This window comes from Aeromonas sp. sia0103 (genome assembly GCF_963895295.1).
In the GTDB taxonomy this organism is placed as follows: Bacteria; Pseudomonadota; Gammaproteobacteria; order Enterobacterales; family Aeromonadaceae; genus Aeromonas; species Aeromonas encheleia.
Genome location: NZ_CAWQKG010000022.1, coordinates 192,683 through 205,238, shown reverse-complemented (window position 1 = coordinate 205,238; position 12,556 = coordinate 192,683). Strand labels below are relative to the sequence as shown.

13 protein-coding genes, 1 tRNA gene and 1 other annotated feature are annotated in these 12,556 nt (G+C 63.6%); of the genes, 5 read left to right on the top strand and 9 right to left on the bottom strand.

The window, feature by feature from the left end:
• Position 1: 1 nt before the first annotated feature.
• The 7 genes from phrB to AACW18_RS09350 form a co-directional block, all read right to left on the bottom strand.
• Entirely contained in the window at positions 2-1,438 is a 1,437-nt protein-coding gene (phrB, locus tag AACW18_RS09380; protein ID WP_218388475.1) for a deoxyribodipyrimidine photo-lyase, read from the bottom strand.
• A complete protein-coding gene (locus tag AACW18_RS09375; protein WP_218388474.1) occupies positions 1,435-2,322 on the bottom strand; it encodes a MerR family transcriptional regulator in 888 nt (295 codons plus the stop codon). Before AACW18_RS09375 ends, phrB begins: the two co-directional genes overlap by 4 nt.
• 68 nt (positions 2,323-2,390) lie before the next feature.
• Positions 2,391-3,335, bottom strand: coding sequence for a YbgA family protein (locus tag AACW18_RS09370; RefSeq protein WP_042654139.1), 945 nt, complete (start codon positions 3,333-3,335; stop codon positions 2,391-2,393).
• A gap of 168 nt (positions 3,336-3,503) precedes the next feature.
• Positions 3,504-4,133 (bottom strand): outer membrane beta-barrel protein, encoded by a 630-nt coding sequence (locus tag AACW18_RS09365; protein WP_218291830.1) that lies wholly within the window; start codon positions 4,131-4,133, stop codon positions 3,504-3,506.
• 206 nt (positions 4,134-4,339) lie between these two features.
• A complete protein-coding gene (locus tag AACW18_RS09360; protein WP_218291829.1) occupies positions 4,340-4,888 on the bottom strand; it encodes a DUF3157 family protein in 549 nt (182 codons plus the stop codon).
• 102 nt (positions 4,889-4,990) lie between these two features.
• The gene (locus AACW18_RS09355) at positions 4,991-5,863 is read right to left on the bottom strand and encodes a hypothetical protein (protein WP_084228374.1); all 873 of its coding nucleotides are present in this window, start codon (positions 5,861-5,863) and stop codon (positions 4,991-4,993) included.
• Between the two features lie 118 nt (positions 5,864-5,981).
• Positions 5,982-6,578, bottom strand: coding sequence for an HAD family hydrolase (locus AACW18_RS09350; RefSeq protein ID WP_218291828.1), 597 nt, complete (start codon positions 6,576-6,578; stop codon positions 5,982-5,984).
• A 168-nt stretch (positions 6,579-6,746) separates the two neighbouring features.
• Positions 6,747-6,869: a sequence feature (Phe leader region), on the top strand.
• A gap of 38 nt (positions 6,870-6,907) precedes the next feature.
• Between AACW18_RS09350 and pheA the strand changes: the two genes are divergently transcribed.
• Positions 6,908-8,083 carry a prephenate dehydratase gene (gene pheA / locus AACW18_RS09345; protein ID WP_218388473.1) on the top strand — a complete coding sequence of 392 codons (1,176 nt, stop codon included), beginning with the start codon at positions 6,908-6,910 and terminating at the stop codon, positions 8,081-8,083.
• 97 nt (positions 8,084-8,180) lie between these two features.
• On the opposite strand, the gene AACW18_RS09340 is transcribed toward pheA, so the two are convergent.
• Both AACW18_RS09340 and AACW18_RS09335 read right to left on the bottom strand, forming a co-directional pair.
• The gene (locus tag AACW18_RS09340; RefSeq protein WP_218388472.1) at positions 8,181-8,606 is read right to left on the bottom strand and encodes an LPP20 family lipoprotein; all 426 of its coding nucleotides are present in this window, start codon (positions 8,604-8,606) and stop codon (positions 8,181-8,183) included.
• A gap of 15 nt (positions 8,607-8,621) precedes the next feature.
• Positions 8,622-9,245: a FlgO family outer membrane protein gene (locus tag AACW18_RS09335; RefSeq protein ID WP_218388471.1), complete on the bottom strand. Its 624-nt coding sequence runs from the start codon at positions 9,243-9,245 to the stop codon at positions 8,622-8,624.
• A gap of 344 nt (positions 9,246-9,589) precedes the next feature.
• On the opposite strand from AACW18_RS09335, the gene AACW18_RS09330 reads away from it, so the two are divergent.
• From AACW18_RS09330 to AACW18_RS09315, 4 genes are all read left to right on the top strand, one after another.
• Positions 9,590-10,744, top strand: a complete 1,155-nt coding sequence (locus tag AACW18_RS09330) for a flagellar assembly protein FlgT (protein ID WP_218388470.1) — start codon at positions 9,590-9,592, stop codon at positions 10,742-10,744.
• 50 nt (positions 10,745-10,794) lie between these two features.
• Positions 10,795-10,871: transfer RNA gene (locus tag AACW18_RS09325), tRNA-Arg, on the top strand.
• Positions 10,872-11,231: 360 nt separating this feature from the next.
• Entirely contained in the window at positions 11,232-11,987 is a 756-nt protein-coding gene (locus tag AACW18_RS09320) for a winged helix-turn-helix domain-containing protein (protein WP_218388469.1), read from the top strand.
• 16 nt (positions 11,988-12,003) lie between these two features.
• A complete protein-coding gene (locus tag AACW18_RS09315; protein WP_218388468.1) occupies positions 12,004-12,504 on the top strand; it encodes a hypothetical protein in 501 nt (166 codons plus the stop codon).
• The last annotated feature ends 52 nt before the right edge of the window (positions 12,505-12,556 follow it).

Below are 12,556 nucleotides of genomic sequence, written 5' to 3'. Positions count from 1 at the left end.
GTTATTTCTTCTCCAGGTCACGGAACATCGCGATGGCCCTCACCCGTGCAACGGCATGATCCACCATGGGCGCCGGGTAATACTGCCGCCCCTTGAGCCGCAACCAGTCGTGGGGCTGGTGCACACAGGTGGCAGGCAGATCGGCAAGCTCAGATACCCAGGTACGGATAAAGTCCCCTTGTGGATCAAATCGTTGCCCCTGAGTGGTCGGGTTGAACACCCGAAAGTAGGGGGCCGCATCGGCGCCTGTGCCCGCCGCCCACTGCCAGCCGCCGTTGTTGGCCGCCAGGTCCCCGTCAATCAGCTTGCTCATGAAGTAATCCTCCCCGAGCCGCCAGTGAATGTGCAGATCCTTGGTGAGGAAACTCGCCACTATCATCCGCAGCCGGTTGTGCATCCAGCCGGTGGCGTTGAGGCAGCGCATGGCGGCGTCGACTATGGGGTAACCGGTACGCCCCTCGCACCAGGCGGCGAAGGCATCCGGGTCCCAGCCCCAGGGCAGGGCCCCGGTCTCGGGCTTGAAGGGCAGGTTCATGGAGAGGCTTGGCACCAGCACCAGCAGGTGGCGATAGAACTCGCGCCAGATGAGTTCATTGAGCCAGACGAAACCGGGCTGCGCCTTGGACTGGGGCCGGCAGCCGAGCCGCTGCTGCAAGGCCGCCACGCACTGGCGCGGGCTTATGATGCCCGCCGCCAGATAGGGAGAGAGGATGGAGGTACCCGCCAGGGCCGGAAAGTCCCGAGTCTCGCCGTAGTCCAGCACCGCCTGCTCCAGAAAATCATTCAGACGGCGACTTGCCTCGGCTTCCCCCACGGGCCAGCGGGGATCCGGTGTCGTCTCCCCGATCGCCTCATCGACAAAGGCCCTCTCGGCCAGCGGCTGCCAGGGCAGGGCGTCGCCCCGCGGCGCCGGGGCCCGGTGAATGACGAAGCCATCCTCGTCCAGCGCCTTGAGCCAGGCGCGGCTGAAGGGGGTGAACACCTTGAACATCTCCCCCGAGCCGGTCAGCACCCGCCCCGGCGGCAGCACGCAGCAGCCATTGAGCCAGTGGCAACTCGTCCCCTGCTTCGCCAAGGCCGTGTCGACGGCGCGGTCGCGGCGCTGCTCGTCGAGCTCGATGGCCTGATGGGCGTAGAGCCGGGTGACGCCAAGCTCGCGGGTCAGCTCGGCCAGCGCCGCCGGCAGCTCGGCAAAGGTCTCGACCCGCAGTAGATGAAGCGGAATGCCGAGGGCCGCCAGCTCAAGGCCCAGCGCATCGACCCGAGCCAGAATGAAGCGCTGACGGATAGGGGCCATCTTGTGCTGCCGCCACTGGCTCGGCGAGATGACAAAGAGGGCCGCTACCGGCTCCTCATCGGCGCCGGCATTGCCGCAGCACGAGCGCAGCGCCGGGTTGTCGGCCAGACGCAAGTCATTGCGAAACCAGACCAGTCTCATGATTTCTTGCTCCCGCGCCCGCCCAAGCCGCGCGCGGCAGGCTTGTCTGCCATCACCTCGGCCAGGGTCGCCCGCCAGCCGTGGGCGGCCAACCAATCCGCGTCATAGAGTCGCCCCAGCTCGCCAAAGAGGCGGGTACCGGCGGGCCAGTCGGCGGCCAGCGCCGGCTTGCCCAGCCCGGCCCCCAGCAGCACCCGCCAGGGGGTGGTCGCCCGCCCCTCCAGCAGAGCGACGTGGCGCGGCTCCACTGCCCCCAGCAGTTGCACCTCATAGCCTTGACCTATCAGCTCGTAGGCCGCCCAGACCAGATCGAGAGGGCCGACCTGACCCCAGCTCGCCAGGGTGACGGGCAGGCCCTTCTCCTGCTCGATAAGGTGGCGGGCGAAGCGGGTGTGAAGCCAGCCCAGCCACACCTGTTGCAGCAGCTCGCCGTCCGGCCGCTCGCGCCAGAGGCCCAGCAGCCGCTCCACCAGCGGTTGCAGCACCCGGCTGCGCACCAGCTCGAAGGGGTAGCTCGCCAGCAGATCGTTAAGCTCGGCCTCCGCCTTGCGCTGGTTGAAGGCGAGCAACGCCTGGCTGACCCGATCCAAGGTCTGCTGCCAGTGATCGCTCACCGGCTGGGGCTGGGGCTCGCTCAGCAGCCCCTTGACCTGGCCTATGCTCACCCCCCGCTCCAGCCAGCTCAGGATCTCGCCTATCTGGCGGATATCCTGCTCGCTGTAGAGACGGTGGCCCTTCTCGGTGCGGGCGGGCTGCACCAGCCCGTAGCGCCGCTGCCAGGCCCGCAGGGTGACGGCATTGACTCCGGTGAGGCGAGAGACCTCGCGGATGGGGTAGATCCCCTCATCAGGCAGAGGAGCAACTTCTTGCGGTAAATCAGACATGGCAACGTCCATCAAACAGAGGAGTGAAGCTCCCCGACGCAGGGCCTGCGCCGGGGTAACAAGCGAATTCAAAGCCCGTAGCGCAGCTTGAGCGTATCGGGGTGCGGGTTGAGATAGACCTGCTCGGCGAGATAGGCATTGGGATATTCCCGCAGATGGTGGCGGATCAGGGTGAGCGGCACCAGCAACGGAAATATGCCGGTGCGGTACTTGTCGATGGTCTCGGCCAGCTCCTGCTTCTGGGACGAGCTCAGCACCCGCTTGAAGTAGCCCTGCAGGTGCATCAACACATTGGTGTGGCTGCGGCGATTGGCGCGCAGGGTCAGCGCCGCCATCAAGCCCCTTATGTAGCTGTCTGCAACCTCCTGCAGGTTGGCCTTGCCGAGGTTGCCGAGCAGCTTGCCGAGGGTGCGGTAGTGGGTGCTGGCGTGGGAGAGCACCAGATACTTGTAGCGGGAGTGAAAGCGAATGAGGGCGGCGGCGGTGATCCCGCGGGCGCAGAGCTGCTGCCAGTCGTGATAGGCGAAGACCCGCAGCACGAAGTTCTCCCGCAGTATGGGATCGCACAGGCGGCCATCCTCCTCCACCGGCAGCAATGGGTTGGCCGCCATCAACGCCTTGGCAAAGAGGCCTATCCCCTCCTTGGCGCTCCCCTCGTTGTTGGCACCATAGATGCGCACCCGCTCCATGCCGCAGCTGGGGGACTTGGCGCAGAGGATGTAACCGGAGAGGAAATCGAGCTGACGGGCTTTTTGCTCGCTGAAGGCGATGAGCCGCTCGGTGACGTCGAAGCTGCCGTTGCTCGCCTCGGCACGCACCTCCCCATGGCGCTTGACCAGGCGGATGGCGGCGCGCGGCGCACCGAGGCCGATGGCCATCTCGGGGCAGACGGGGTGATAGTCGAAATGAGCGCCAAGATCCCGTTCGCAGAAGCTGGAGCGCTTGTGGCCCCCGTCAAACCGCACCGCCTGCCCCAGCAGGCAGGCACTGATACCGACCTTGATCTTGTACATGATTTCTACCCTTGTATAAGTATTGAATCAGTTATAGCAGTTATACAAAGGAATGGAAGTTGTATAACGATTAAGGACCGATACGACACAAGGGCGAAAACAGGATCACCGGAAAATGAAAAAGCCCATGACCAGGGCCATGGGCAAAGACACGACAGGATGGAAAAATTAGAAGCTGTACTTCACACCCACGCTGGAGATGGAGCCCTGTTGCAGGTCCCACTTGCGATAGGTGTAGTCGGCGGTGAGGGCCAGGTTCTGGCTCACCTTGTAGGCGGCGCCCACTTTGAAATCGTGCATGTCATCGGTCATGTTGGCGTAACGATAGCCGGTGGAGAGTTCCATCACTCCCAGGTCGTAACGCAGACCCACTTCGCCGTACAGGCTGCCGCTCTCCTTGCGGGTGATGTTGTCCCAGCCGGAGTCGTTCACGTCGGCGGCCAGCTCACGCTCCATGCTGTAGCCCATCAGGCCCGCTTCACCGTACAGGTTCAGACCGGAGCTGAGCGGGGTGAACACCCCCATCCCCAGATTGGTGATGGCCATGCTGTCGTTGCCGCTGTTGCGCGAGGTGTATTCGGTGCCCAGACGGCCATAGAAGTTGGAACCGAAGCTCTTGGACAGATCCAGGCTCAGACCGCCAAAGTCACGGTTGTTGCTGTCCTTGCCACCGACGTAGTCAGACTTGCTGTGAGCCCAGGTAGCGGAGCCCTTGACGTAGCTGAAGGCATCCTGCGCCATGACGGAGGAGGAAGAGAGGCCGGCCAGTACCAGAATAGACAGTGCGACTTTTTGCATTTTGTTGACTCCATAGGTAGAGCTAGTGAGGACCTAGCTGGAATGGAGCCATTGTGACGGCTAGCGGGGACGGTGCCGAGCGGCAAGCTGTTGCCAAACCATTGCAGATGTAAGCAAATATTGCTGGCAGTGACCGGGTTAACAATTGAACGAAAACAGGCTCCGTGATGGAGCCTGTTTTCAGGTGGTGGCCGAGTGGCGCAGAGTCAGCGAAATTCCACTTCGTCGATCTGCACTCGCACCAGCGGCTTGCCGCCGAGGCCCGCGGGGCGAGCCAGCTCGATGGCCCGCGAGGGACGCTGCTCGCCCTTGCGCAGATAGGAGTCGGGCAGGCGGTTCTCGCCGGCCCAGAACCTGACCTCCTGGCTCGTCAGCTGGACGCCCTGCTCGGTGAACAGGGTGACGCTGCCGCTGACCCGCACCACGTTGCGACTGCCGCTATTGTTCAGCATGAATTGCAGTTGCAGCGGATCGTCGCCATCGATCTGGGTCAGCTTGACGCCTATACCATCCTTGCTCGCCTGGGAGAGCATGTCCGGATTGGTCAGCGCCTGCTCGGTCAGCACCGGCGCCGCCACGGCTCCTGTCGCCACCCCGGTCGTCGCCGCCGGCTTGACCAGCAGATATTCCCAGGTGAAGTCATCGTTGAGCTGAACCTGACGACCATCCGGCAGGGTGACCTGGCTGAGGGGGGCGGCCTGGGCCAGCAGGGGAGAGAGACAGAGGGCGACCAGCAGTCGGGACAGGGGCTTCATAGGCTAGTGACTCGATAGAGATGCAGGAGGGCGTCAGTATAAAGAGTCGGGACCCGCTTGCCTATGACCCGACTCACGTAACGGCGCTCTCCCTCCCTGGACTCAGACGGCCAGCTCTTGCGGATCCTCGCCCGGCACCATGTCCAGAGTCACCAGATCGAACTCGGTGCTCTGCAGGGCCTTGAGGATGCTGGCCTGCATGTCGAAGGCCCGCGCCCGCATGCGCTGGGGGACCCGCACCCTGGCCAGGGTGGTCACCCGATCCGCCAGGGTGTGGAAGAACACCTGCACCCCGTCCAGCCCCATGTCGGCCAGCATCTCCTCGGCCATGTCCACCATCCGCAGGTGATCCCGGTCGAGGGAGTCGGGATCGGCGAAGCGGCTGCTCAGGCAGCCGTTGCCGCCATGACCCCAGAGATCCAGCCGCCGCTTGTTGAAGCCGTAGCGAAAATCGCGATCCGTCATGCCCTGCTCGGCGAAACACCAGAGCGTGTTGGCCGGCAGGCTGCCGAAGTGGTGCAGATAGCGCAACTGCTCCTCGGCAGAGGCGGGCAACAGGATCGGCTGATGACCCCAGTTGCTCTCCAGCGCCGTCAGCTGACAGACGTAACGGATGGGATCGATCGCCTTGCCAGAACGGCCGGGGGCGTTGCAGATGAGGATCTCGTCGGTCTTGAGCACCTTGTGCTCTATGCCGTAATGGCGGCAGTAGCGCTTGGCCCGGGCGACCGCCTGGCGGCTGAGGGTCGGGCTGTCCAGGGTGATGGCCCGGATCCTGGCCCCGCTGGCGCGGCACAGATCCATGCTGTAACAGGACGCCAGCCGGCCGGAGAAGGAGACGATCAGTTCGCCATGACCGGCCAGGGTCTCGATGAGCAGCTGTTCCCTGGCCTGAAAGGTCTGATCGTATCCCCGATTCAGCACGACAACATTGGCATCCATGACAACAGCTCCGGATGGTGAATTGGCTGCCATTTTGTCGTTTTAAAGCTGAATAGACCCTTAAAGGATGCGGATAAAACCGTGTTTTATTTCATCGGGCCTCTAACGGAGCCTGCCTGAGTCGAGCGCGGATCCCCACGCGCTACCCGGCTCAGCCGGGCAGCCATCCCTGCTCGACCAGCGTCCGGCGGCACTGGGCTGCGTCGAGAAATACCAGGCCCCGGATGCCGAGCGCCTCGGCGGCGGCCACGTTGGCCGGGCTGTCATCGATAAACAGGCAGTCCCCTGCCTGCAAGTCGAACGACACCAGCAGGTAGCGGTAGATGTCCGGCTCGGGCTTCATCATCCGCACCCGCGCCGACACCACCTTGCCGCTGAAGCAGCGCCAGAACGCGTGCTGCTCCAGCCAGTCGATGCTGGCATGGCCCATGTTGGAGAGCGCATAGAGCACCTGACCGGCGGCGTGCAGCTCCTCGATCAGCGTCAGCATGGCGGGATCCGGCAGTAGGGAGGCGGGCACCGCCTGCAAGATGGCGAGGTTGTCGGCGGTCGACAGGCCGGTGCGCGTCTCGGCCTGACGCGCCATGGCGTGCAGGGAGAGGGTCCCCCTGTCCACCTCCAGCCAGTCGGGATGATTGAACAGCCGATCGGCCAGCGCCTCGGCATCGTCGGGCCCTCTCACCCTGCGCACTATGCCCACCGGATCCCAGCTCACCACCACCCGTCCCAGATCGAAGATAATCGCCATCGTCACCCGCTCCTGATATCAGTCCTCACCATAGACAGGACCAACATGACGCTGATCACCGCCTCTGGCCCGAGCCAATTACCCTGCCCCGTTCGCCGCCCCCGGGCAAGTTTTACTTGCATCCGGCAGCCAAATCCCTTAATGGTTATGACGTTACATTCAGGACAAGATCATGCACACACCATTCTTCTTTGTTTTCTCGTTTATCCGGCCCACTTGAGGGAAGGCCCTGTCGTCGCATCAACAGAAACCAAAGACGAATCGAGCCTCCCCTAGCGGAGGCTTTTTTTTGCAGCTACCACCACAGATTACTTGGATAGGGAACCACAATGGCAACGCTCGACGAGATCAGACACGACATTACCCAGTTGGATCAGGAGCTGCTCGCCCTGCTGGCCAAACGCAAGACCCTCAGCATCGAGGTCGCCCGCGCCAAGCAGGCCAACCCGCGTCCCATCCGCGACACCCAGCGTGAGCAGGATCTGCTGGTCGCCCTGATCCAGCAGGGCCGGCCCCTGGGGCTGGATGCCCAGTACATCACCCGCCTCTATCACACCATCATCGAAGACTCTGTGCTCTCCCAGCAGGCTTATCTGCAGAGCCTGCTCAACCCCGAGCAGCAGGAGCCCATGACCAGCGTCGCCTACCTGGGCCCGCGCGGTTCCTACTCCAGCCTGGCGGCGCGCAAGTACCTGGCCCGCTACAAGGATCAGGTGATAGAGGTAAACTGCCAGAACTTCCGCGAGGTGCTGGATTCGGTGGAATCTGGCCGCGCCGCCTTCGGGGTGCTGCCCATCGAGAACACCAGCTCGGGCTCCATCAACGAGGTGTATGACGTGATGCAGCACACCACCCTCTCCATCGTCGGTGAGCTGACCTACCCCATAGAGCACTGCATCCTCACCGCGGTCCCGACCGAACTCGCCCGCATCAAGACCTTCTACGCCCACCCGCAGGTGTTCCAGCAGTGCTCCCACTACCTGAGCAAGCTGGAAGGTGCCCGCCACGAGATCTGCGACTCCTCCTCCAGCGCCATGATGAAGGTCAAGGAGCTGGCGAGCCCGGAGGCCGCCGCCATCGGCAGCGCCGCCGGCGGTGAACTCTACGGGCTGAATGTGCTGGCCGAGCAGCTCGCCAACCAGAAGGAGAACTACAGCCGCTTCATCGTGGTGGCGCGCAAGCCCATCGACGTGGCGCCCCAGATCCCGGCCAAGACCACCCTGATCATGTCCACCTCCCAGAAGCCGGGTTCCCTGGTGGAGGCGCTGCTGGTGCTGCGCAGCCACGACATCAACATGACCAAGCTGGAATCCCGTCCGGTCCAGGGCAATCCCTGGGAGGAGATGTTCTATCTGGATGTCTCCGCCAACCTGCAGACCCCCGACATGCAGGCGGCCCTGGTGGAGCTGACCAAGATCACCCGCTACATCAAGGTGCTGGGCTGCTATCCGAGCGAAGACGTCAAGCCGACCACGGTGCCACCGGTGCTGCTGGGCAACCAGTGATGCGCGGCTGAGGCCCCTCGCCCCCGAGATAGACAAAAGGCGAACCCTGGGTTCGCCTTTTTGCTGTCACGCTGCGGGCCGCGTCCGGCCACTCATCTCAAAACTGGCCAGCCATCAGCTGATTGAGGTTGTAGAGCGAACGGGTGTCGAGCTCCATCTCGGTGGCATAGGTATTGCCACGGGGATAGGTCGCCACCACCCGTGCGCCGCGCACCATGCCGGCCACCGACACATCCAGCGCGTTGGACGTCTGGGTCAGGTCCTTGTAGCTGCTGTGGGCCCGCACCTGCTGGCCATTGAGCTGCTCGGCCAGCTCACGGTAGGCATCCATCTTGGAGGCTCGAATGGCCTGCAGCATCTTCTCCGACTGGGACGGCCCCGGCTGGATATTGATCACCGCATAGCCGACCGCCTTGAGCACCGGGAAGTCATCCGGCTTCTCGGCCACGTCGTAGTCCACGACCCGATTCCCGCTGCACGCCGTCAGCAGCAGGGCAAGCAGGCAACCAAACAGGATCTTCATGGGATTCACTCCTTGTCAGGGGGTCAGATTGACCAGGTGACCGCTGGTGCCGGCCTGGCTGCCGCGCATCAGGTAGCCCCGGTTGACCGAGGCCCGGCCGAACGAATTGCTGGCGCCGGACAGATATTGTTGCGGGATCAGGCTCTGGGCCGTGGTCTCCACCATCTTGGTGCGCAGATCGATGATGCGGGCGTTGACCAGGATCCCCTGCGAGTTGCGGCTGAAAGTGCCGGTCAGGATGCGGGATATGGGCAAACGGGAGGAGAGATCCCGGTAGTTGCGGCTCATCACGAAGTCACCCTGCGGCGTCACCTGAATGTTGCCCGTGGTCTTGAAGTCCACCACCACTTCCCCGCGCCGGTTGAGCTCGTAGATAAAGCTCTCCTCGATCTGCAGCCCCATCCAGTTCGTGTCCTTCAGGGTATCGAGATCGACGAAGGAGGCGACGGCGATGGGCTCGGTCACCGTCGTGGAAGACTTGCGCTCCATCAGCTGATCGGTCATGCGGGCCACCAGCCAGTTGAGCTCCATCCCCTTCTCGGCCTGGCGGGGATCCCCTTGATCCCGCTTGATGGGGTCGGCGGAGCCGCAGCCGGCCAGGGCCAGCGCGAGCACGAGCGCCGTGATGAATCTGTTCATGGATACCTATCCTGTATCTACACCTGACCTGTTATCGGTCGCGGCGGCCAACACTTGAGGCAGGAATGCGCCAGGTAGCCCGCCATCACGCTGCCGCCAGCCTGAATGTGCCCCGCTGGCCGCCCCTCCCCAGCCCGTGATGAGAGCCTGCTAGCCGCCGGAATGCCCGGGATCCTGCCGCATCTCATTCACCGGCACGGACAGGAACGGCGGAGAGCTGGAATGAGGCATGGATCTTGCTTTTATTTGCACCATGGGTGCAAACCGACCAGTGTCATGCTGCGTATCGGCCGCTGGCGTCAACTCGGCGGCCTTTGCCGGTCCGTCTATTCAAGGTGTCTGTTATGAAAGTTCCGCTGCTGTTAACCCTGCTGCTGGTCAGCCTGTCGGCCCGGGCCGAGATCATCGAGGCCCAGGGCAGCGCCGCCATTCTCGGTGGCGACGAGGCCTATGCTCGCGAGCAGGCGACCCGGGATGCGCTGCGCCAGGCCCTGCTGGCGAGCGGCGCGGCCGTCTCCAGCATCCAGCGCCTGGAAAATGGCAGCCTGCGCTCGGAGCAGATCCAGATCCGATCCGGCGGCGACATCCGTCAGTATCGGCTCAAACGGGAAGAGGTGCGCAACGGCCGCATGTACATCACGATCAAGGCTGACATCCAGGCGGAACGCCAGATCTGCCAGACCCAGCACTACGCCAAGGATTTGACGCTGGTCAGGCTGCGGCTGCGCTATCCGGATCAGGCCAGCACCGGCGCCCTCGATGACATGCCGGCCGATCTCTCCCGTCACCTGTTCGAGACCCTGGCCGGCACGCCGCAGGGAGTGGTTGCCCGTCAGTGGCTGGACGAGAATCTGCGTATCGATCCGCTCCATCTGCAGCAGGGGGATCGCAGCGCCCTGGAGGAGATCAAGGCACTCAGCCTGCGCACCGATAGCCAGTATCTGGTGCTCGGCAGCATAGATGACCTCTCCCTCGAACCCCAGGGCAATCAGCTGACCAGCTGGTACCAGGATCCCATCCGCAATTTTCGCATGCAGCTCTACCTGTTCGACGGCATCAACGGCAGCCTGCTCAGCCGCAAGGAGTACCAGGGGCGCGCCAACTGGACCTTCTCCAAGCGGGAGCAGGTAGGCAGCAACAGCGGCCAATTCTGGCAGTCCAGCTACGGCCAGGAGGTGAACTACCAACTGCAGGAGGCGGCGCAGGAGATCGTCTCCCAGCTGAGCTGCGCCCCGGTCACCGCCAGGGTGGTGGGCCAGCAAGAACGCGGCCCCCATATCAACCTGGGTCGCCGCAACGGCGTCCGGCTCGGGGATCAGTTCCGCATCCAGCACAGCGCCGACTTCGTCGACCCCTATGGCAAGTCTCGCATGATGCGCAACCCGGCCGACGGCCTGTTCGAGGTGGTGCAGGTGTTCGAGGATGGCGCCGTCATCAGCAGCCAGAACAAATATTCGCCGTTTAACGTCCAAGTCGGCGATCTGGCCCTATTGGAATAGGAATCAAGGGTTTAAAAGAGTGCGGCTTCTTGTATAATGCCCGCCACAAGGTTCCCGTAGCTCAGTTGGATAGAGCGGTCCCCTCCTAAGGGACAGGCCACTGGTTCGACTCCAGTCGGGAACACCATACAAGACAAGGGGTTGACATCATCAGATGCCAACCCCTTGTCGTTTTTAACACCCACTCTGTACCCAGCCCCGGGGATTGGCCAGGCCTGCCGGCGGTGGCGGGCGTGACTCCCCCACGGCCATCCGGGTGCCCGCTCGCCCATTCCCTGATTTCGGTCAACGACGCCCCCGGACCCTACGGGTAATCTGCCTCGCCCCGATCGGCATGGCGCACGCCGTGCCGTCTGCGGGAATGGTTTGGCGCCGGCGTCTAGCGCCGCCAAACCGGGCGGCTATTTCCAAAACCATGTTCAAATGACATGCTCACCACACGCCATGGCCCGCGAGCTGAGATGGCCACCCGACAGGAGTCGTTGATATGCAGGATGAGACGGAGGCAGGCAGCATCTCTGCCTACCAGTTCGGCAACTATCGCTTCGATGTGAACAGGCGGGAACTCAGCCTGTGCGCCGATCCGGCCTCTCCCCAACCCCTGAGTTCAGCCCGGCTCTCCTGCGCCGAGGCCCTGATCCTGGCGTACCTGCTGGATCACCACGACGAGATCTGTGACAAGGAGACCCTGCTCGCCGCCGGCTGGCAGGGACGCCCCATCAGCCCCAACTCCCTGAACGTCGCCATCGCCAACATCAGGCGCCACCTGCTCCCCTCGCCCCACTGCGCCGAGATCCGAAGCACGGCGCGCAAGGGCTATGCGCTGCACCTTGGCGGCCCGCTGAGCCGCATCGGCGGCAAGCAGGATCCGGCCCAGGTGCCGCAGCCCGAGCTAGCCGGGTCCCAGGTACCGCACCAACCGGCGGAGCCGGCGTGGCACTCCCCCTCTGCCCGATCCCTCTGGCAACGCGGCAAGCGGATCTGGCTGAGCTGCCTCGATCGGCTGCTGCAAACGAGGACCCTGTGCTATGTCAATCTGGCCCTGCTGCTGTGCCTCCTGCTGGCCGCGGGCCTGTTGCGCTTCGAGTGGCTGGGAGTGCGCTGCGAGCAGGCCGCCGGCCACAGCCTCTGCCAGATGGAGGCCAAGGCCAGCCCTGCGGCCATGTCCCCCGGCACCCTGATCCTGATCTCGGGTCACCGGGTGCTGACACTCTCATACCATGAACTGAACAAGGAGTTCTGATGCCCCGGGTGGAACCATGAGACGCACGCTGCGCAATGCCCTGCTGCTGTCGCCCCTGCTGCTGCTCCTGCTCTGCACGGGCGGGCTCGTCATCAACAGCTTCGGCTGCCACTACGATCTGAAGATGTCGGCCAACGGCGTCAACTATCATGGCATCTGTCGCTGGGGCAAGATGACCGTCATCCAGGAGGAGCTGGCCAGCGGTGAGGTGTGGCGCGTCACCGGCTTCCAGCTCACCTTCCTCAATCAGCTGATCTACCTGATCGACAGCCGTACCCAGCTGCACGCCTCCGGCAAGAAGGATTCCTACCTCAACGAATACAACCAGTTGCAGTCAGAATACGCGCTGGTCAACTACGCCTGGGTGCCCCTCACCGAGAACAAGATAGCCCTGTTCCAGCGGGATCCGGTGCACGATGTGGTGATTGCCCAGCGCGACGGCTGGTTCGATCTCTATCGCTGGTGGTTCCCCCCCACACCTATCCTGGCGCCACCCACCCGGGATCCCTCGCGCTGACCCGCACTAGCCTCGGCTAGTCATCCCGGGGCTATGCCATAAGGGACAAGAT